We start from the raw sequence: 21,205 nt of genomic DNA on the forward strand, positions 1-21,205 counted from the left end.
CAAGGTATTCTGAAATTAAATATAAACATGCCAATCAGTGGCAAACACAATGGTGATGACGTTGTTCGATCCCGTGTTGTTGCGCAGCTTTGTCGCCGTGGTGGACTGCGGCAATTTCACCCGCGCCGCCGAGCGACTGCACTTGACCCAGTCCACCGTCAGCCAACAAATCCGCCGCCTGGAAGACGCAGTGGCGTGTCAGTTACTCGACCGCGACCAGCGCCGGGTAGTGGCCACCGCCGAGGGTGAGCGCCTGCTCGCGTATGCGCGCCGCATCCTCGCGCTGCACGAAGAAGCCGCCGATGTGCTGATCAACCAGCAAAGCGACGGCGTGTTGCGCCTCGGCGTGCCGGAGGACTTTGCCGCCGAGCGCCTGATGCCGCTGCTTTCGGCATTTGTCGTTGCTTATCCACGGGTGCGACTGGAAGTCACCAGCGGGCTGGGCCCTGAATTGCAGCGCCAGTACCGGGGCGGTGAGTTCGATGTGTTGCTGGTCAAGCAGATGGGCGACAGCGACGACTGTGTGGCGTCGTGGCCGGAGCCCTTGTACTGGGTCGACAGCCTGAGCACTCCGGCCCTGGGCCGCGACCCGCTGCCGCTGGTGGCTTTCCCCGTAGGCGGCCTGTATCGCAACGACATGCTGCACCATCTGGAACGGGCCGGCTGGCGTTGGCGCATCGGCTATTCCAGCGCCAGCCTGGCCAGCGTTTGTTCGGCGGTGGCGGCAGGCTTGGGCATCAGTTTATTGCCCGAACGGGTATTGCAACCGGGCCATCGCATACTCGGTCCAGAGAGTGGCTTGCCGCCTGTTCATGGCGTGCGATTGGCCCTGTATGGCCGCAGTGGTCTGGGCGCAGCGGGCCAGAGTTTGCTGGGTGAATTGCTGGCCTTGTGCAGTGGAAACCCGCACTGAGCCCATACCTTTGCCGAATATTTTGTATGCCTTTAAGGCATTGAAAGACAACGACTTGAAGCCAGGCCACGGGCCACGTGGCTTTGGCGTGATCGGCTGTTTTGTTTATGTGTTTTTGTTCTATGTATAACTTTAAAGATTACTTTAAGAGATAAGTGTCTGGCCCCGATGATTCAGCCCACGACGGGCCTTCGCTGGCCCGTCGGTTTTTCAAAACCGTAGGGAGTGAATCAATGGGCAATGTCCAGACCGCCGCCAGTGCACCCGAGGCGCAGTGGCGCCCGGCACCGAGTGGTGAGTTGGTCGACCTTGGCCGGCCGCATCACGCGCCGTTGGGGCAATTGCGCCTGCAGAAGACCCCGAAGCGTTTTTCCAGCCGCCGCGAGGGGGTTTTGCTCGGGTTGCTGGTGTTGGCGCTGCACGGTGCAGTGATCTATTGGGTGAGCCAGAAACCCACGCCGGTGCTGCCGATTGTGCCGCCGGAAATTCCACCGATGACCATCGAATTTTCCCAGCCGGCGCCGCCGGTGGTTGAACCGCCACCGCCTGTACCGCCACCACCGCCTCCGCCTGTGGTCGAACCACCGCCGCCGGTGGTGGATGAGTTGGCGGCCAAGCCGGCGCCGCCCAAACCCATTGCGAAACCCAAACCCAAGCCCGTGCCTAAACCTGAGCCTAAGCCGGCCCCCAAGGCCGTCGAGCAGCCACCTGCACCACCGACGCCAGCGCCACCTGCACCGCCCGCACCCGCGGCGCCAGCGCCGGTGACGCCTGCTTCGGCCAACGCCGCGTACCTGAAGAACCCGGCGCCGGAATACCCGTCACTGGCTCAGCGTCGCGGTTGGGAAGGTACGGTGTTGCTGCGGGTGCAGGTGCTGGCCAGTGGTAAACCGGGTGAGATCCAGGTGCAAAAAAGCAGTGGTCGCCAGCAGTTGGATGACGCGGCATTGGCGGCGGTGAAGCGCTGGAGTTTCGTGCCTGCCAAACAGGGCGATGTGGCCCAGAACGGCTGGGTGAGCGTGCCCATCGATTTCAAGATTCATTAATTATTCAGCGGCGCAGAGGGAAAACATCATGGCATTGGCATCTCCACTTGAATCCATCGAAAGCGCGGTGATCTGGCTGCTGGTGGCCTTTTCGGTCGCCACCTGGGGCCTGGCCTTGCTCAAGGGCGTGCAGTTCGGTCGCCTCAAGGCCCAGGATCGCAAGTTTCACAAACAGTTCTGGGCGGCATCGAGCCTCGACTCGGCCGCCGAACTCGCCGAAACCCAGCCTGGCGCCGCCGCCCGTGTAGCCCAGGCCGGCTATGCCGCGATCCAGGTGGGCGATACCCCCCACGCTGCGGATTTGAGCCAGGCGATCAATCACCAGGACCGCCTCGAACGCGCCCTGCGCCAGCAAATCGTGCGTGAGCGTCGCTCCCTGGAAACCGGCCTGGCTGTGGTCGCCAGTATCGGCAGCACCTCGCCGTTTATCGGCCTGTTTGGCACCGTGTGGGGGATCATGGAAGCGCTCAAGGGGATCAGTGCTGCCGGGTCCGCCAGCCTGGAAACCGTGGCGGGACCCATCGGCGCGGCACTGGTGGCGACCGGCGTGGGGATCGCCGTCGCGGTGCCTGCGGTGCTGGTTTACAACTACTTCCTGCGTCGCCTGAAGCTGACGGCGGCAGACCTGGATGACTTTGCCCACGACTTCTACAGCCTGGCGCAGAAAAACGCGTTCCGCGTGCTGCTGCACCCGACGTTGGCCAAGGTCAACGCCGGCAGCCCGCAGAAAGTGAAGGAGGCATCCTGAATGGCCTTCTCCACGCAAGACAGCGATGAGGTGCTGAGCGAGATCAATGTCACGCCTCTGGTGGATGTGATGCTGGTGCTGCTGGTGGTGTTTATCGTCACCGCGCCGCTATTGACCAACTCCATCCCGATCAACCTGCCCAAAACCCAGGCCGTAGCGCCGGTTGAGCAGAAAGACCCGTTGGTGGTGAGCATCGACGGCGCGGGCAAACTGTTTATCAACAAGGACGCAATCCAGCCGGACCTGTTGGAATTCAACCTGCAGGCGGCCAAGGCCAAGGACCCCGACGTGCGGGTGCAATTGCAGGCCGACGATGGAGTGAACTACGGCGAAGTGGCGCGAGCCATGGCGTCGATCGAGCGCGCAGGCATTACCAAATTGTCGGTGATTACTGCACGTTAGTTTCAAAGAGCCGCGACACGTTTTTGGGCCGTTTCCTTGGCAGGGTGCGGCCCTTTTTTATTGGAAGGGTATAGCGTTAGTAAAGGAAAAGAATTCACACGTTTTTAAATGTTTCTGAGCGTGCAATTCATGACCGTATGATTATTCTGGCTGGCGCATGGAAAGTTTCGATAAATGGAGAATTTATAGAATGGTACGTTTTCCGATTCGTTTGGTAGATACATTCGTCAGCCCGCAACAACCGGTTTCTCAGCCCGATGAAAAAAAACCTGTCGCTTTTTCTGGGCCGTCCGATAGGCCTGGCCCACGGCATCCGTTAGGGCAAAGTTTATCTTTGAATCGCGCCGGTTATCAGCACATTAACGCACCCAATGCCGAGCCCAAGGTATTGAAGCCAGATCCTGTAATAGATGCTTATATCAGTGCGCATGCGTCTGATTTTATGTCTCCCGAAAAAGAGATTGCCACTATTTTGTCCGCGAAGATAAAAAAACAGTGGGGCATTGAAGTTGATCCTGATAAAACGTATCTGGTGACGTTTAAGGATAATGGCGATGACGAAAAGGATGTTGTGGAAAAAATAACGCTGACCCAGGCGGCTTTGAAAAACAGGCAAGATGTTACGATTGAAGATAATGAGGGCTGGTTTCGAAAAATCGCCAAGTATTTTTCGCCGGCAGTGTATGTTTACAACAAAATTGACGGCTGGGTGCAGGAAGCAGGCAGTCGCCAAGCTATTTACCGGGAACCGAGTTCTCCGGGCTCTGCGCTCTACAGTGCGGCCACTGAGGTGCCCATTCCGGTTGAAGATTTCAAAGCCTTGGTCTGGGATACAGACCGCACCCAACTTTACAAGAATACGCTTGATGGATTCTGGGACAAACACAGCGCCTCGTATGCATCGTTGAGTAAAATATCCTTTGTTAAAGCGATCAATCTACAGCGTCTGGAAGGAACACTTGGACCGGTTGAGGCGGCACTCGCTCAGCGTGCGTTGGGGGCGGTTGCGCAAAAGGATTGGCCCGAGCTGACGGTTCAGGATTTTACCAAGCCTGCCGTCAAGGATCCGAATCTGGAGATCGGCTTGCTGAGCATCAACGGCTTGCAGTCGACCGACTTGATGTGTGTGACCGATCGGAAAACCCAGCTGACGTTGCTATACATCCCTGGCAATTCCTCACCTATTCATCGGTTCGATAATCCGCAGCAAATGAAAACATGGCTGGCGGGGCAGGCGTCAGACCCCGTTAAGCGCGAATCGCTGCTGACGCACTTTTCTCTCAAGGATCAAGCTGACAAGTCGTTTTCAGACGGTGTACGTCAGTCTCTGGAAGGGATGGGAAATTGGTCGGACGCGCAGGCGTCGGGTAATGCTTTCCTTAAAGGGCTCAACGGCTGGGTGCCGGACCGGTTTATCACAGTGGATCAGCTGCAGGGCGACCCTTTCGAAGCAGTCAAGGTTCGACAAAAGGCCCGATCTTATTCGGACGCGGATAATGCGATCGTCAGTGATGGGGACTACACCAAGAACAAAGTGCTGCAAGGGGTGGAAGAGGCCACCAAAGTCGCCATGTTCATGACGCCCCTGGCCCTGGTCATGCCGGAAGTCGCAATAGGCCTGGATGTTTTCTTCCTGGCAGCCGGGGGCGCCGAGGCCGGTATTGGTATTGATGATGCCATCAAAGGAAAATCGACCGGTGCGGACCGAATTGTTTTTGGGGTATTGAACGCTGCTCCGCCGTTAGCCACTCATGCGGGGGCGCCGCTGGCGAAAGTGATAACAGAAAGGTTTGCCAGCGGGGGCGTCGCAGCCGGAGCGGATGCTGCAGCCCAGGCCTCTACTCAAGTGACTGAACAAGGGCGCCCATTCTTCAATCCGCCACGGCGAATCAATGGGCAGATTGGTTATCCGATGAGCCCTGTTTCGCCCCCGAAACTCCATGAGGCGTTCACAGTCCCCATGGACGATGTCCATCAAATGGTCTCGAAAGACTACATGATTTTCGTCGATCGATACGGCACTAAAGTGACGTATGACGTAGAGGCCCGCCTATGGCGTGGGGTCAGCGAAAACGGTCGAGTGAATGACGTGTTTTATTGGCGTAAAGGCCAAGAAAACTGGATGAGTGGTACAAAAGCTGAAGCGATCGAAGGGAATAAAAATGCACCGGCTTCAATGATAAATAAGACATTGAAGTTACCGAGACTGCCATCGTTACCCTCCGGCGCCACTGAGGTGCCCAAGGTTATCCACTATTTTTGGGCTGGCAATGAGATGCCAGAGAACTTGCTCAACAATATTGTTGAGAACTCCAGGAAAAGTCCGGGCTATAAGTCGATCGTTCATGTAGATGCCAATAATGCGAGTGTTTTTCAAAAGATAAAGTCTGCATTGGATCACAAAGTAGGCGGTCTGGAAGTGCATGATTTGCAGGCAGATGAGGCTTTCAGGGAGCTGAAGGCTGGCAAGTATGGGGAAATGTATCAGTACTTTCGTGCCGGCCAAGGGCAAAATCTAGCGGCCTCATCGGATGTGATGCGCGTTGCATTGCTTAAGAAGTACGGTGGAATATATCTGGATGCGGACGATACACTGACTTTCAATGTGGGAAACGTCACGTTGAAAGCCACACCGAACGATATCCTGATGAATTCGCCAGTGACTTATGAACCAGCAGACTTCAGTGGTTTCAATACCAGTAATTTCGCCAGTCATGCCGATAATCCTTTGCTGGATGAGATCCTGGAAGAGGCCTATGAGCGCTATAAGGCCAATGAGGAGTGGTTGAAAAGTAATCGTGCTTTCCTGAGTGACAGTTCGACAGCCGCCGAACAGCACGCTTATAAAGAATACGAGAAGAAAATTTTTGAAATCACCGGGCCGAAAATGTTTGGGGATGTATTGGCAAAAAAGGAGTATGGGTTTTTCGCGGTAGTTGAAGAGGTGACAGAACTGTTGAACGCTTGTCTTTTACTTCCCAAGGACTATGGTGCCAACTATATGAGCGCGCGAGATTATTACATGCCGATGAATCATAAGTTCGGGGTCTCCATTGGCTCAGAGCAGTCTATGCATCATTCTCGCTGATTGGTAAAACAAACCTGGTGTCGATTGCAGTCGCTGAGGAGCGGGTTTATCCGCCTCAGCGACTGGCTTCAGTGACGGCGATCGCCTCGGATGAGGATAACGTGACCTGATGTCGAAAATGCAATGTGGTTATTAATAAATTCCTTTTTATTCCTTATTTGATTGTTGGGTCGCCCCTATACTGGTCAGCAACGTTAAACGCTGCAGGAGGGCACACCCATGCACAGCGAGTCGATTCGTTATCTGATCGTGCCGGGCTGGCAAGGATCGCCAGAAGATCATTGGCAAACCCATTGGCAGAACAGCCTGCCCAACAGCGCCCGCGTGGAACAGGCCGATTGGCTGACACCGCGTCGCGAGGATTGGGTCGCCGCACTGGCCGAGGCCATCGCTGCCGACAGCACGCCGGTCATCCTGATCGCTCATAGCTTGGGTTGCATCACCGTGGCCCACTGGGCCGCCACTGCCCCCGTGCACTTCTTGCGGCAGGTACGCGGCGCGTTGCTGGTGGCACCGGCGGATGTCGAGCGCCCTGCGTGTGCCCCTGCACTGCGCAATTTCGCACCTATTCCAACTGACCTGCTGCCATTTCCCAGCCAGGTGGTCAGCTCCGACAACGACAGTGCCGTGAGCGCCCCCAGGGCTCTGGAACTGGCGCGTCAGTGGGGCGCCGAAGCCGGCATCTTGGCGGGCGCCGGGCATATCAATGTGAAGTCCGGCCACCGCCGCTGGGAGCAAGGGTTTGCTTACCTCTATCGCCTGCAACATCGCCTCGAGCACCATGCTCGGCGCAGCGCCTAATATTTTTTCAACGCCCCGTCCCTGTGTGGATTGGGGCGGGAGCCTGCCATGAGTCTGCATGAAACCTTCGGCCAGCCGCTGCTGACCTTTCCAGATGCTGAAAAAAGCCCGTTGAGCATCCGCGCCAAGGCGCTGGTGTTCGTCGACCCACGCTCACGCCAACTGCGTGAAGAGTTGGAAAGCCTTGCGCCGCGCGCCTTACCCGTATTGATTCGAGGAGAAACCGGCAGCGGTAAAGAGTTGCTGGCGCGGCACATCCACCGTGGCAGTGACCGTACAGGCCTGTTTGTCTCGGTCAACTGTGGCGCCATCAGCCCCACCTATGCGGATGCCGAGTTGTTTGGCTATGCCGCCGGCAGTCACAGTGGCGCGGCGAGCAGCCGCGCGGGCTGGTTTGGCTCGGCCAATGGCGGCACCTTGTACCTGGATGAAATTGGTGACTTGCCGCTGCCGATCCAGGTGAAATTGCTCGCGGCCCTGGAAAACCACGAAGTCACCCGCGTCGGTGCCCACCAGCCCAGCCCGGTGGATGTGCGCCTGGTGGCCGCGACCAGCATCGACCTGGCCCAGGCCGTGGCCGTGGGCAAGTTTCATGAGCGTCTGTTCCATTATTTGAGTGAGGGCCGGTTGGACCTGCCGGCGTTGCGCGAGCGGGTGGGGGATATCTTGTCTCTGGCCGAATATTTCCTCGGCATCTACAGCCAGCGCCTGGACCTTCCGGTGCCACTGATCAGCGACGCCGCCCAGCAGGTGCTGGAACACCACACGTGGCCGGGCAATACGCGAGAATTGGAAAACGTTATTCACTTTGCCTTGCTGGTGAGCAGCGGCGATGAAATCTTGCCCGAACATTTGAACCTACCGACGGCAGGCTCACCGCTGGAGCAAGTACGACGAATTTTGGCCAGCGCCAGCCCGGCCGAGACGGAATCGGTGCGTAAATTCCTGTATGAACAAAATGGAATATCAACGTGAATAAAAGATATTGTTCGGGAATAAAAAATCTAGGTATTGTCCCTTCCACGCCGCGATAGCACTTCGCTGGCACCTCACATAAAAACGGTCGTTAGAAGGACATTGCATGAAAAAGGTTCTGTTGTTTACCGCTCTGGCGGCTGCCCTGACTGCTGGCTTTGCCCAGGCCAACGAGAAACTGGTGGTGGCCGCTACGCCGATCCCGCACGCCGAAATCCTCGAGCTGATCAAGCCGACCCTGGCCAAGGAAGGTGTGGACCTGCAGATCAAAGTCTTTACCGACTACGTACAGCCGAACGTGCAGGTCGCTGAGAAACGCCTGGACGCCAACTATTTCCAGACCCTGCCGTACCTGGAAAACTTCAACAAGGGCAAGGGCACCAACCTGATTACCGTGGTGGGCGTGCACGTTGAACCCTTCGGCGGCTACTCGAAAAAGATCAAGAAAATCGAAGATCTGAAAGACGGGGCCACCGTGGCTATCCCGAACGAAGGCTCCAACAGCGGCCGCGCTTTGTTGTTGCTGCAAAAGGCTGGTGTGATCACCCTCAAAGACCCGACAAACGCCCTGGCCACGCCGAAAGACATCGCCAGCAACCCGAAGAACCTGAAGTTCAAAGAGCTGGAATCGGCCCTGCTGCCACGGGTGCTGGACCAGGTTGACCTCGACCTGATCAACACCAACTACGCCCTGGAAGCTGGCCTGAACCCGGCCAAGGACGCGCTGATCATCGAAGACGCCAAGTCGCCGTACGTGAATTTCCTGGTGGCGCGCCCGGACAACAAGGACAGCGATGCTATCCAGAAGTTGGCCAAGGCCCTGACCAGCCCGGAAGTCAAAGCTTTCATCGAGAAGAAGTACAACGGCGCGGTGGTGCCAGCGTTCTGATGTAAGCCAAAACCCCCTTCAAGGTTTCAACGCCGACGGCTCCTACAGCGTCGGCGTTTTTTTATCTGAAATACAGTCAAAACTGTGGGAGCTGGCTTGCTCGTTCCCACGCTCCGCGTGGGAACGTCTCCTGTGACGCTCTGCGTCACGACTTTAGAGCGGACGCAGAGCGTCCTGGGCTGCATTCCCACGCAGAGCGTGGGAACGATCGACAGCTCCCACAGAGGTTAGGTTTTTGGGTGATATCAATATGCTATTTCGGTATTTAAACTTTGATTTTTATACCTTTAAAGTTCGCGCTAGCTGACGTTATCCACGTCGGCACGGACTGCGCTCGCGGCATTACCCATGCGGCGATATGGACTGCACATGACCTTCGATTTCGCTTTTATCCTCAGCACCCTGCCGGCGTTTCTCAAGGCCGTGGGTGTGACGCTGCAAGTCGGCCTGATCGCCATTGCCACGTCCTTGCTGGTGGCGCTGATCAACGCTGCGCTGCTGGTGTTTCGTACGCCTTACCTGTCGCGCCTGGTGGCGCTCTATGTGGAGCTGGCGCGTAACACGCCGCTGTTGATCCAACTGTTCTTCGTCTACTTCGCGCTGCCGGCCCTGGGTTTCAATATTTCCGGGTTCTGGGCGGCGATCATCACCATGACCTTTCTGGGCGGCGCCTACCTCACCGAGGTGCTGCGCGCCGGCGTGGAAGCGGTGCCGCAAGCGCAAATCGAGTCGGGCAAGTCCATTGGCCTGTCCGACTGGCAACTGTTGCGCCATGTGATCCTGCCCCAGGCCGGCATCCTCAGCCTGCCGGCGCTGTTCGCCAACTTCATTTTTCTACTCAAGGAAACCACCGTGGTGTCGGCGGTGGCGGTGCCGGAGATTCTCTATACCACCAAGAGCTATATCGCCCTCTACTATAAAACCTACGAAATGCTCGCCGTGCTGACGCTGATTTGCGTGCTGTTGTTCTTGCCGTTGTCGCTGTTGCTCAGCCGCCTGGAAAGGAGGCTCCAGCATGGCCAGTTCGGGTCTTGAGTTGCTCTGGGTGTCGTTGCCGCAACTGGGCAAGGGCGCTGCGCAAACCCTGTCAATTTCGTTTTTGAGCATCGGCTTCAGTACGGTTGGCGGCGTGCTCTACGGCGTGCTGCGCACTTTGAATAACAAGGCGATCAACGGCGTGTTGCGGGTCTACCTGGAACTGTTCCGCGCCATTCCGGTGCTGGTGTGGTTGTACCTGCTGTTTTTTGGCGTGCCGATCTTCTTCGGCCTGAGCATCCCGAGTTTCTGGTGCGCGGTGCTGGTGCTGTCGTTGTGGGGCGCCAGCGAGGTGGGCGAAGTGGTGCGTGGCGCGCTGCATTCGCTGCCCCGTGGCCAACGCGAAGCAGGCTTGTCGATTGGCCTGTCCGACCCGCAGTTGTACGGCTACGTACTGCTGCCCCAGGCCCTCAGGCGCATGACGCCGCCGACCATCAACGTGTACACGCGCATCATCAAGACCAGCTCCCTGGCGGTGCTGATCGGCGTGGTGGATGTGATCAAGGTCGGCCAGCAAATCATAGAGCGCACCTACGAGTCGGTATTGATCTACGGTGCGCTGTTCCTGTTTTTCTTCTTTATCTGCTACCCGTTGTCGGCCGCCTCCAAGCTGCTGGAACGGCGCTGGGCCCAAGCATGAGCGCATTGATCGAGTTCCAGGGTTTCAACAAATTCTTCGGCGAGGCGCAGGTGCTCAAGGGCATCGACCTGAGCGTGCAGCGCGGCGAAGTGGTGGTGATCTTAGGCCCCAGCGGCTGTGGCAAAAGCACCTTGTTGCGCTGCCTCAATGGGCTGGAAGTCGCGCACAGCGGCAGCCTGCGCTTTGCCGGCAAAGAGCTGCTGGATAAAACCACCGACTGGCGCCAGGTACGCCAGGACATTGGCATGGTGTTCCAGAGCTACCACCTGTTCCCGCACATGAGCGTGCTCGACAACATCCTGCTCGGCCCGCTGAAAGTGCAAAAGCGCGACCCGCGTGAAGCCCGTGAGCAGGCGGAAAAATTGCTGGAGCGCGTGGGCCTTGCCGACAAGCGCGACGCCTTCCCACGCCAGCTTTCCGGTGGCCAGCAACAACGCATCGCCATCGTCCGCTCGTTGTGCATGAACCCTCAGGTCATGCTGTTTGACGAAGTCACCGCGGCCCTCGACCCGGAGATGGTCAAGGAAGTGCTGGAAGTGATCCAGGACTTGGCCCGCGATGGCATGACCCTGCTGATCGTCACCCACGAAATGGCCTTCGCCCGCGCCGTCGCCGACCGCGTGGTGTTCATGGAGGCCGGTCGCATCCTCGAACACAACACCCCCGAGGCATTCTTTACGAACCCGCAGACCGCACGCGCGCAGCAGTTCCTGGAGAAGTTCTCCTTTGTTTCAACACTGCCCAAAAAGATCAAGGAACTGGAGCTGATATGAAAAAGTTACTGCTGCCACTGTTTGCCGTCGCCTTGCTGGCCGGCTGCGATAAAAAGGCCGAAGAGCCGGTAAAACCTGCGGCTGTGAGCTACATCGACAAAATCAAAGCGCGGGACAAGCTGATTGTCGGCGTGTTTACCGATAAACCGCCATTCGGCTTTGTGGACGAAGCGGGTCGTTATGTCGGCTTCGATACCGACATCGGCCGGCAATTCGCCAAGGACCTGCTGGGCGATGAAAACAAGGTGGAGTTTGTCGCCGTGGAACCGGCCAGCCGCATTCCCTTCCTGCAAAGCGACAAGGTCGACCTGATTCTCGCCAACATGACCGTGACGCCTGAACGCAAGGAAGCAGTGGACTTCACCAACCCCAACCTGAAAGTGGCGGTGCAGGCTCTGGTGCCGAATGACAGCGCCGTCAAAAGCCTGGATGACCTGGCAACCCGCACGACCATCGTCACCACCGGCACCACGGCGGATATCTGGCTGACCAAGAACCATCCGGACTGGAAGCTGCTCAAGTTCGAGAAGAACTCCGAGTCGCTGCAGGCGCTGTCGGCTGGCCGTGGGGATGCCTATGCGCAAGACAACCTGGTGCTGTTCAGTTGGGCCAAGCAGAACCCTGGCTACCGCGTGCTGGAAGAGAAGCTCGGTGATGAAGCACCCATTGCCCCGGCGGTAAAGAAGGGCAATATCGAGCTGCGTGACTGGGTGAACGCTGAGCTGGCGAAGTTGGGGGAGGAGAAATTCCTGCTCAAGCTTTATGACCAATATGTGCGTAAAGAGCTGAGCGATGACACCAAGCCTGAGAGTGTGATTGTTGAAGGCGGTAAGTGGCAGGGCTGAGATAGCTATCGCAGGCAAGCCAGCTCCCACCTTTGAATGTATTCACACATCAAAATGTGGGAGGGGGCTTGCCCCCGGTGAGGCCAGTGCAGTCACCGCCTACTCCGGCCAATGCCAGGCCGGCCCATCCAGCATCCCTTGCCCCACAATCCGCGTTTCCCCCAACACCTTCTCCAACACAATCGAGTTACACCCCTCATCCTGCTGCAACGCCGCAATCAAGCGGCTGGCATGGCTCACCACCCATACCTGGCACTGCTTCGACGCCTGGATAATCAAGCGGGCCAGTGCCGGCAACAGGTCCGGATGCAAGCTGGTCTCCGGCTCGTTCAGCACCATCATGGTCGGTGGCCGAGGGGTCAGCAGCGCGGCGATCAGCAGCAGGTAGCGCAGGGTGCCGTCCGACAGCTCCGCCGCCGACAACGGTCGCAGCAAGCCTTCCTGATAGAACTCGATGGCAAAGCGTCCGCCCTGCAACGGTTCAATGTGCAGACGCGCGCCCGGAAATGCATCGCTCACGGCGCGTTGTAGCGCCTCGGGATCGCCAATCTCGCGGATGGTCTGCAACGCGGCCGCCAGATCGCGGCCGTCGTGGTGCAACACCGGCGTGCGCGTGCCCAACTGTGGCTGGCGCACTGGCGCGTCCACGTCGCTGCGAAAGTGATCGTAAAAGCGCCAGCCACGAATGCTTTCACGCAACAGCAGCACTTCCGGCGAGCCACGCAGGCTGCCGACCTGATCGAACAGGCTGTGGTAGTTCGGTGTGTGATGCGCCAGCACATCCCACGCACGGCCTTCGCGGGCACGCACCATCGGCCCTGAGCGCTGCACCAGCAGGCTGGCCGGACGGTAGACGTGGCCGGCCCAGATGCACTCCTTTTTTACTTCGGGGTCCAGTTTGAAGGCCGAGAGGGTTTTTTCGGGTAAGCCCAAAGAGATCGCGTAGCTGAAATCCTCTGCGGCAAACCCCAGGCGCAGGCGTTTGACGCCCTGGCGCACAGTGGATTCGACCGGTACTTCGCCATTGCGCATGCGCCGGCTGATGGTTTCCGGCCCGGCCCAGAAGGTCGAATCCAGCCCGCCTTCGCGGGCCAGCGCATTGATCACCCCGCCCTGGGCGGTTTCGGCCAATAGGCGCAGGGCGCGATACAGGTTGGATTTGCCGCTGCCATTGGGCCCGGTCACCAGGTTCAGCCGGTCCAGGGGCACCACCAATTTGTTGATCGAGCGGTAATTGGCCACCGCGAGGGTTTTAAGCATGTGTAATTAGTCAGCATGGGAACCATTGGAGTATGGGATCCTCCATGCAGATAAGGAACCCTGATCTAAGCTCACAGTCGCATACACACTTGAACGTCGGCATCACGCAAAAGGAGCCTGCATGGGCGGTCGCACCTCGACATTTATTTTCAGCCTTGGCCTCCTGGCGCTGCTCAGCGGCTGTGGCCAGGACAAAGCCGAGCCCAAGCAGCATTCGCGGGTGTTCGTGCAAACCGTGCAGTCAGCGGATTTTGCCGCGGCGGTCACGCTGACCGGCGATATCCAGGCGCGCGTGCAAACCGATCTGTCCTTTCGCGTGGGTGGCAAGATCATCCAGCGCATGGTTGACGTAGGCGACCGCGTCACGGCCAGGCAAGTCTTGGCCAAGCTCGACCCTAAGGACCTGCAAACCAACGTCGATTCGGCCCAGGCCCAGGTTGTGGCCGAGCAGGCGCGGGTCAAGCAGACCGCCGCCGCCTTCGTGCGCCAGGAAAAACTCTTGCCCAAAGGCTATACCAGCCGCAGCGAATACGACGCCGCCCAGGCCGCGCTGCGCAGCAGTCAAAGTGCCCTGGCCGCTGCCCAGGCGCAGTTGGCCAATGCACGCGAACAGTTGGGCTACACCGCGTTGATCGCCGATGCCCCTGGGATCATCACGGCGCGCCAGGCCGAAGTCGGCCAAGTGGTACAAGCCACCGTGCCGATCTTCAGCCTCGCCCGCGATGGCGAGCGTGACGCCGTGTTCAACGTGTATGAGTCCCTGCTGGTGGAGCCGCCCCCCGACGCGCCGATTACGGTGAGCCTGCTGGACAACCCGAGCATCAAGGCCGTGGGCAAAGTCCGCGAAGTCACGCCCGCCGTGGCCGCCAATACCGGCACCGTCCAAGTGAAGATCGCCCTGCAAAGCCTGCCCAAGGGTATGGAGCTGGGGTCGGTGGTGAGTGCCACCGCCAATGGCCCGGCCAAGGCGAGCATCGAGCTGCCTTGGTCGGCCCTGACCAAAGACCTCAGCGAGCCGGCCGTGTGGCTGGTGGACGGTGAAGGCAAGGCGCAGTTGCACAAGGTCACCGTGGCGCGCTACCTCACCGGCAAAGTGATCATCGGCGAGGGTCTCAAAGGCGGTGAAAAAGTCGTGATAGCCGGTGGGCAATTGCTGCACCCCGGCATGGTCGTCGAGATCGCCCAACCCGGAGCGCAGCCATGAAGCAATTGACGCTGATTGTCGCCGCCAGCCTGTTGCTGATGGCCTGCTCCAAGGAAGAGGCACCGCCCGAACCCATACGCCCGGTGCTGTCCATGGAAGTGAGGGCCGAAGACCAGGAAAACCTGGGTCGTTTCGCCGGCACCATCCAGGCCCGCTATGAAAGCAACCTGGGTTTCCGTGTGCCCGGCCGCATCGCCCGTCGCGCCGTGGATGTCGGCGCCGAGGTGGAGAAGGGCGCCTTGCTCGCCGTGCTTGACCCCACCGACCAGCAGAACCAATTACGCGCTGCCCAGGGCGACCTGGCGCGCGTACAGGCGCAGTTCATCAACGCCCAGGCCAACGCTCGGCGGCAACAGGAACTGTTCAACCGTGGCGTCGGCGCCCAGGCTCAGCTGGATGTGGCCCAGACCGACCTGAAAACCACCCAGGCGACCCTTGACCAGGCCCGTGCCTCGGTCAACCAGGCCAAGGACCAACTCAACTACGCCGAACTGCGCACCGACCATGCCGGCATCGTCACTGCCTGGAACGCTGAGGCCGGCCAAGTGGTCAGCGCCGGCCAGCAGGTGGTGACCCTGGCCCGTCCGGACATCAAGGAAGCGGTGATCGACCTGCCCGCCGGCCTGGCTGAACGCTTGCCTGCCGATGTGGTGTTCCTGGTCGCCGGGCAACTGGACCCCAGCGTGCACACCACCGCCGTGGTGCGTGAGATCGAGCCTCAGGCCCAAAGCGCCACGCGCACCCGTCGCGCACGCCTGAGCCTGGCCGAAACCCCGCCCGCGTTCCGCCTGGGCACGGCAATCAGCGTGACGTTGAGCACCGCCATCGCCCCGCGTATCGAACTGCCCCTGAGCGCCTTGCAGGAAGTGGACGGCAAGACCCGTATCTGGCTGCTCGACACCCAGAGCCAGACCGTGCAACCCCGCGAGGTCACGGTTATCAGCCGTGATGCCCGCAGCGCCTTGCTCAATGGCAGCGTCAAACCCGGCGAGCGCATTGTCACCGCCGGCGTGAACAGCCTGAAACCTGGGCAAAAAGTCAAAATCGACGAGGACAGCCCGCGATGAAAGGGAGCTTCAACTTATCCGACTGGGCCCTCAAGCATCAGTCCTTCGTCTGGTACCTGATGTTCGTCGCGCTGCTGATGGGCGTGTTCTCGTACATGAACCTGGGCCGTGAAGAAGACCCGTCGTTCACCATCAAGACCATGGTGATCCAGACCCGCTGGCCGGGCGCGACCCAGGAAGAAACCCTCAAGCAGGTCACCGACCGTATCGAGAAAAAACTCGAGGAACTCGACTCTCTCGACTATGTGAAAAGCTACACCCGGCCCGGCGAGTCCACGGTGTTCGTGTTCCTCAAGGACACCACCAGTGCCAAGGCCATCCCGGAGATCTGGTACCAGGTCCGCAAAAAGATCGATGACATTCGTGGGACCTTCCCCCAGGGCTTGCAGGGGCCATCGTTCAACGATGAGTTCGGTGACGTGTTCGGCTCGGTGTATGCCTTTACCGGCGATGGCCTGTCGATGCGCCAGTTGCGTGACTACGTGGAACAGGTGCGCGCCGAAATCCGCTCGGTGCCAGGGCTGGGCAAGGTCGAGATGATCGGCCAGCAGGACGAAGTGATTTACCTGAATTTCTCCACGCGCAAACTCGCGGCCCTGGGGATTGATCAGCGCCAGGTCGTGCAAAGCCTGCAATCGCAAAACGCCGTGACCCCCGCCGGGGTGATCGAGGCCGGGCCGGAACGCATCTCCGTGCGCACCTCCGGGCAGTTCGCCTCGGAGAAAGACCTGGCCAACGTCAACCTGCGCCTCAATGACCGTTTCTACCGGCTGGCGGATATTGCCGACATCAGCCGTGGTTATGTGGACCCGGCGCGGCCGATGTTTCGCTTCAACGGCAAACCGGCGATTGGCTTGGCCATCGCCATGCAGAAGGGCGGCAATATCCAGTCGTTCGGTAAGGCCCTGCACGGGCGCATGGACGAGCTGACCGCCGACCTGCCGGTGGGCGTCGGCGTGCACAAGGTGTCCGACCAGGCCGAAGTGGTGGAAGAGGCGGTCGGCGGCTTCACCAGCGCATTGTTCGAGGCGGTGATCATCGTGCTGGTGGTGAGCTTTATCAGCCTCGGCATGCGCGCCGGGTTGGTGGTGGCGTGCTCGATTCCGTTGGTGCTGGCGCTGGTATTCGTGTTCATGGAATACAGCGGCATCACCATGCAGCGCGTGTCGCTGGGCGCGTTGATCATCGCCCTCGGCCTGCTGGTGGATGACGCGATGATCACGGTGGAGATGATGATCACGCGCCTGGAAAAAGGCGAAACCAAGGAACAGGCGGCGACTTACGCCTATACCTCCACGGCGTTCCCGATGCTCACCGGCACGCTGGTGACCGTGGCCGGCTTCGTGCCGATTGGCCTCAACGCCAGTTCGGCGGGCGAGTACACCTTTACCCTGTTCGCGGTGATTGCCGTGGCGATGCTGGTGTCGTGGGTGGTGGCGGTGCTGTTTGCGCCGGTGATCGGCGTGCATATCCTCAGCGCCAATGTGAAACCGCACAACGCCGAGCCAGGGCGCATTGGCCGTGCCTTCAATGGCGGCATGCTGTGGGCCATGCGCAACCGCTGGTGGGCGATTGGCATCACCGTGGCGCTGTTCGTGGCCTCGGTATTTTCCATGCAATTTGTGCAGAACCAGTTCTTCCCGTCGTCGGACCGTCCGGAAATTCTCGTCGACCTGAACCTGCCCCAAAACGCCTCGATCAACGAGACGCGCAAGGCGGTAGACCGCCTCGAAGCGATCATCAAGGACGACCCGGATATCGCCCGTTGGAGCACCTACATCGGCCAGGGCGCGATTCGTTTCTACCTGCCGCTGGACCAGCAACTGGAGAACCCGTACTACGCGCAGTTGGTGATCGTCAGCAAAGGTCTGGAAGAGCGCGGTGCCTTGATTGCTCGATTGCAGAAACGCCTGCGCGAGGATTTTGTCGGTATCGGCAGCTACGTGCAGCCGCTGGAAATGGGCCCGCCGGTCGGGCGGCCGATCCAGTACCGCGTCTCTGGTAAAGACACCGACCAGGTGCGCAAGCACGCCATTGAACTGGCGACCTTGCTGGATCAGAACACCCACCTGGGCGAGATCATCTACGACTGGAACGAGCCGGGCAAAGTGCTGCGCGTCGACATCGCCCAGGACAAGGCGCGGCAACTGGGGCTTTCGTCGGAAGACGTGGCGCAGTTGATGAACAGCGTGGTCAGCGGCGCGGCGGTGACCCAGGTGCACGACGATATCTACCTGATCAACGTGGTCGGCCGCGCCGAGGATGCCGAGCGCGGTACGCCGGAAACCTTGCAGAATCTGCAGATTGTTACGCCCAATGGCACCTCGATTCCATTGCTGGCCTTTGCCACGGTGCGTTACGAACTGGAGCAGCCGCTGGTGTGGCGTCGTGACCGCAAGCCGACGATTACCATCAAGGCCGCGGTGCGCGATGAGATGCAGCCGACCGACCTGGTCAAGCAGTTGGCGCCGACCATCGAGAAATTCAGCGAAGGCTTGCCGGTGGGCTACAAAGTCGCCACCGGCGGTACCGTGGAAGAAAGTGGCAAGGCCCAGGGCCCGATTGCCAGCGTGGTGCCGTTGATGTTGTTCCTGATGGCCACGTTCCTGATGATTCAGTTGCACAGCGTGCAGAAGATGTTCCTGGTGGCCAGCGTTGCGCCACTGGGGCTGATCGGCGTGGTGCTGGCGTTGATCCCCACGGGCACGCCCATGGGCTTTGTGGCGATCCTGGGGATCCTGGCGCTGATCGGCATCATCATCCGCAACTCGGTGATTCTGGTCACACAGATCCACGAGTACGAAGAGGCCGGCTACACGCCGTGGGACGCGGTGGTGGAAGCGACCGAACACCGGCGTCGGCCGATTCTGCTGACGGCCGCCGCCGCGAGCCTGGGCATGATCCCGATTGCGCGGGAAGTGTTCTGGGGGCCGATGGCCTACGCGATGATTGGCGGGATCATCATTGCGACGTTACTGACGTTGCTGTTTCTGCCGGCGCTGTATGTGGCCTGGTACAAGATCCGCGAGCCGAAACACGAACATCAGCCACAACAGGATTAACACTGAGAGAGGGGGCTGCCGGTTAAGCGCAAACCCCCTGTGGGAACGGGCTTGCCCGCGAAGGCGGTGTATCAGTCGCTGCATCTGTGACTCAACTGTCGCTTTCGCAGGCAAGCCAGCTCCCACATTTGGATCTTCATTCTGGTTGAGACTGTGTGAAGTTTCTGAAAAATCCCCATGTCGTCCTGGCTCGCTACTGCATGTTGTACCCTCTGGTCCTCATTCCAAACCCAGGTCGATCCTCATGCAGTGCCTGCGTTTCACCTTGCTGTTTTGCGCGTTGCTCCTTGCACCGTCTGCCTTCGCCGCCACCGTACTGGAAAATGCCTTGTGGCGCGTCGAACTCGACCCCGCCACCCTGGCGCTGCGCGTGACACCCGCAGGCCAGGCTTCAGTGCAGGCATCCAGTGGTGTGGCCTCGCATGCCGTCAGCCAATTGCAGAACACGCCTGATCAAGCCACTTGGCAATGGGACAACGGCGCCTATCGCCTGACCGCCCGCCTGCAACAGCGCGACCTGGCCTTGACCATCAACGCCCGCGAGCCCGGTGAGCTGGCCCTGCTGCGTCAGCCTGCCGAGGCCATGGGGCGAGGGTTGATCTGGCCCTTGGCCGAGGGGCATTACGTGCCTGCCGGCAATGCCATCTGGAAGACGTTTCTGCTGGAGCGGGGCGAGTTCAATACCACCCAAGACCTGAGCCTGCCGCTGTGGGGCGTGGATCACGGTGGCTTCACCTTGAGCTGGCTGTTGACCAACCCCTACAACAACCGCCTGCAATGGCAAGCCGACGGCAACGGCCTGGCGCTCTCCGCGGCCCATGAATTCACCTCGCTGGCGCCTGATGCGCCGATGACGCTGCGGCTGTACCTGGACGATGCCGACCCATTGGCTGGTGCCAAGCGCTACCGCCAGTGGCTGGTGGAGCAGGGCCGCTATGAGCCGTTGGCGGACAAACTGCGGCAAACACCCGAAGCCCAGAAACTGCTGGGCGCCAGCCATGTGTACCTCTGGGACAACGGCCTGCTGGCTTTGGGCGATGTGCGTGATTGGCCAAGACTGATCCAACGGCTGCGCAGCCATGAACTCAAGAGCCTGATGGACAAAGAGAGCGCACAGCTGCTGGCGCAGTCCGCTGCACTGAATCGCTATGAACAAACCGTGCTCCTGCGCGGCCTCAACGCGGCGATCAACACCAAGGCCCGGCAGGCCTGGCAAGTGCAAGAGCCAGATATGACCCGCCTTGCCGCCCGTTATGGTGAGCTGCGCAGTGAACTGGCCGTGGACTTTGCGGGAGCCTTGAGTGACAGCCCGCAGACCTGGGGCAGTAGCACCATTCAAACCCTGCGCGACGCCGGGCTGCAGCGTCTGCTGCTGACCTTGGGCGAAGGTTGGGAGGGTGGCCTCTGGCATCCCGAAGCGATTCGCGCGGGGGTGGAAGCCGGTTTTCTGATGGCGCCTTACGACTCCTACGAAACGGCCCTGTCCTCCACCGAAAACCCCGATTGGACCACTGCCCACCTGGGCGCCAAGGCCTACCGCGACTGCGCGATCGTGTTGAAAGACGGCAAGCTGAAAACCGGTTTCCAGAAGTCCGGCCACTACACGGATCCACGTTGTGTGCGGCCGCTGCTGGAGGCACGGGTGAAGGCAGTACACGCCAAGGCTGGCTTCAATGCCTGGTTTCTCGATGCCTACGCCACCAGCATGTTGTTCGACAGCTATCGCAGCAACGCCAGCATGACTCAGGCACAAAACGCCGAAGGCAATATCGATGCTTCCCGCTGGATCAACACCGTGCCGAAGCTGGTCACAGGCTCCGAAGACGGCAACGCGATCACTGCCCAAGGCATCCTGTTTGCCCACGGCATGCAGACCCCGGTGATCGGCTGGGGTGACCGCGAGATGACCCAGGACCCGCAGTCGCCGTACTTCGTAGGCAACTGGTACCCCACGGAGCAACCGGCGGTGTTCTTCAAATCGGTGCCGTTGAAGGAGCCGTTTCGCACGCTGTATTTCGAACCGACGATGCGCGTGCCGTTGTATCAGGCGGTGTTCCACGGCTCGGTGATCACCACCCATCATTGGCTGTTCGACAGCCTCAAACTGAGCAATGTGCAGGGCGACAATGAGCTGACCCAACTGCTCTACAACGTGCCGCCGCTGTACCACCTCAGTGCTGCGACGCTCAAGGCGAGGCTGCCGATTATTCAGCGCCAGGACCGCTTCTTCCGGCCGTTGCACCAGCGCCTGGCGACGCAGGAAATGACGGATTTCCGTTGGCTGACGGTGGACAAACAGCTGCAGCAAACCACCTTTGCAGACGGGACGCGGCTGGTGGCGAATTTTTCGGTGGTGGAGAAAGAGGGGTATGCCGGGCGCAGTGTGACGGTGCTTGTGGAGGGCGAGGAGCCGGTGGTGTATCAGGTGAAATAACGCTGCCCGTTACGGCGCCATCG

Annotated in this window: 17 protein-coding genes; 16 read left to right on the forward strand and 1 reads right to left on the reverse strand. The window is 59.7% G+C overall.

What is annotated here, in order from left to right:
- Window positions 1–61: 61 nt before the first annotated feature.
- The 12 genes from MHH62_RS25730 to MHH62_RS25785 all read left to right on the forward strand — a co-directional run bounded on the left by MHH62_RS25730 (window position 62) and on the right by MHH62_RS25785 (window position 12,155).
- Entirely contained in the window at window positions 62–913 is an 852-nt protein-coding gene (locus MHH62_RS25730; protein ID WP_005783745.1) for a LysR substrate-binding domain-containing protein, read from the forward strand.
- 233 nt (window positions 914–1,146) lie between these two features.
- Window positions 1,147–1,959 (forward strand): energy transducer TonB, encoded by an 813-nt coding sequence (locus MHH62_RS25735; protein WP_014716438.1) that lies wholly within the window; start codon window positions 1,147–1,149, stop codon window positions 1,957–1,959.
- Between the two features lie 25 nt (window positions 1,960–1,984).
- Entirely contained in the window at window positions 1,985–2,707 is a 723-nt protein-coding gene (locus MHH62_RS25740; protein WP_108538336.1) for a MotA/TolQ/ExbB proton channel family protein, read from the forward strand.
- Window positions 2,708–3,109, forward strand: coding sequence for a biopolymer transporter ExbD (locus tag MHH62_RS25745; RefSeq protein WP_014716440.1), 402 nt, complete (start codon window positions 2,708–2,710; stop codon window positions 3,107–3,109).
- Between the two features lie 157 nt (window positions 3,110–3,266).
- Complete coding sequence (locus MHH62_RS25750; RefSeq protein ID WP_339232124.1) at window positions 3,267–6,197, forward strand: DUF6543 domain-containing protein; 2,931 nt, start codon at window positions 3,267–3,269, stop codon at window positions 6,195–6,197.
- A gap of 219 nt (window positions 6,198–6,416) precedes the next feature.
- The gene (locus tag MHH62_RS25755) at window positions 6,417–6,998 is read left to right on the forward strand and encodes an alpha/beta hydrolase (RefSeq protein WP_014716442.1); all 582 of its coding nucleotides are present in this window, start codon (window positions 6,417–6,419) and stop codon (window positions 6,996–6,998) included.
- Between the two features lie 48 nt (window positions 6,999–7,046).
- Window positions 7,047–7,973 (forward strand): sigma 54-interacting transcriptional regulator, encoded by a 927-nt coding sequence (locus tag MHH62_RS25760; protein WP_014716443.1) that lies wholly within the window; start codon window positions 7,047–7,049, stop codon window positions 7,971–7,973.
- Window positions 7,974–8,079: 106 nt separating this feature from the next.
- Window positions 8,080–8,862 carry a MetQ/NlpA family ABC transporter substrate-binding protein gene (locus MHH62_RS25765; RefSeq protein WP_003187613.1) on the forward strand — a complete coding sequence of 261 codons (783 nt, stop codon included), beginning with the start codon at window positions 8,080–8,082 and terminating at the stop codon, window positions 8,860–8,862.
- Between the two features lie 369 nt (window positions 8,863–9,231).
- Window positions 9,232–9,897 carry an amino acid ABC transporter permease gene (locus tag MHH62_RS25770; RefSeq protein ID WP_014716444.1) on the forward strand — a complete coding sequence of 222 codons (666 nt, stop codon included), beginning with the start codon at window positions 9,232–9,234 and terminating at the stop codon, window positions 9,895–9,897.
- Entirely contained in the window at window positions 9,878–10,537 is a 660-nt protein-coding gene (locus MHH62_RS25775) for an amino acid ABC transporter permease (protein ID WP_020302224.1), read from the forward strand. Before MHH62_RS25770 ends, MHH62_RS25775 begins: the two co-directional genes overlap by 20 nt.
- A complete protein-coding gene (locus MHH62_RS25780; protein WP_034125472.1) occupies window positions 10,534–11,310 on the forward strand; it encodes an amino acid ABC transporter ATP-binding protein in 777 nt (258 codons plus the stop codon). Before MHH62_RS25775 ends, MHH62_RS25780 begins: the two co-directional genes overlap by 4 nt.
- Window positions 11,307–12,155 (forward strand): transporter substrate-binding domain-containing protein, encoded by an 849-nt coding sequence (locus tag MHH62_RS25785; RefSeq protein WP_020302225.1) that lies wholly within the window; start codon window positions 11,307–11,309, stop codon window positions 12,153–12,155. Before MHH62_RS25780 ends, MHH62_RS25785 begins: the two co-directional genes overlap by 4 nt.
- A 99-nt stretch (window positions 12,156–12,254) precedes the next feature.
- Here the strand turns inward: MHH62_RS25785 and MHH62_RS25790 are convergent, their stop codons facing one another.
- On the reverse strand, window positions 12,255–13,415 hold the full coding sequence (locus MHH62_RS25790) for an AAA family ATPase (protein WP_032901767.1): 1,161 nt from the start codon (window positions 13,413–13,415) through the stop codon (window positions 12,255–12,257).
- A 121-nt stretch (window positions 13,416–13,536) separates the two neighbouring features.
- On the opposite strand from MHH62_RS25790, the gene MHH62_RS25795 reads away from it, so the two are divergent.
- The 4 genes from MHH62_RS25795 to MHH62_RS25810 all read left to right on the forward strand — a co-directional run bounded on the left by MHH62_RS25795 (window position 13,537) and on the right by MHH62_RS25810 (window position 21,182).
- Window positions 13,537–14,619 (forward strand): efflux RND transporter periplasmic adaptor subunit, encoded by a 1,083-nt coding sequence (locus MHH62_RS25795; protein WP_038448469.1) that lies wholly within the window; start codon window positions 13,537–13,539, stop codon window positions 14,617–14,619.
- On the forward strand, window positions 14,616–15,686 hold the full coding sequence (locus tag MHH62_RS25800; protein WP_072434707.1) for an efflux RND transporter periplasmic adaptor subunit: 1,071 nt from the start codon (window positions 14,616–14,618) through the stop codon (window positions 15,684–15,686). Before MHH62_RS25795 ends, MHH62_RS25800 begins: the two co-directional genes overlap by 4 nt.
- Window positions 15,683–18,748 carry an efflux RND transporter permease subunit gene (locus MHH62_RS25805; protein WP_339232126.1) on the forward strand — a complete coding sequence of 1,022 codons (3,066 nt, stop codon included), beginning with the start codon at window positions 15,683–15,685 and terminating at the stop codon, window positions 18,746–18,748. Before MHH62_RS25800 ends, MHH62_RS25805 begins: the two co-directional genes overlap by 4 nt.
- Window positions 18,749–18,992: 244 nt before the next feature.
- Window positions 18,993–21,182: a glycoside hydrolase gene (locus tag MHH62_RS25810; protein ID WP_339232127.1), complete on the forward strand. Its 2,190-nt coding sequence runs from the start codon at window positions 18,993–18,995 to the stop codon at window positions 21,180–21,182.
- The last annotated feature ends 23 nt before the right edge of the window (window positions 21,183–21,205 follow it).

It is taken from the genome of Pseudomonas sp. FSL L8-0168 (genome assembly GCF_037976155.1).
GTDB lineage: Bacteria > Pseudomonadota > Gammaproteobacteria > Pseudomonadales > Pseudomonadaceae > Aquipseudomonas > Aquipseudomonas paracarnis.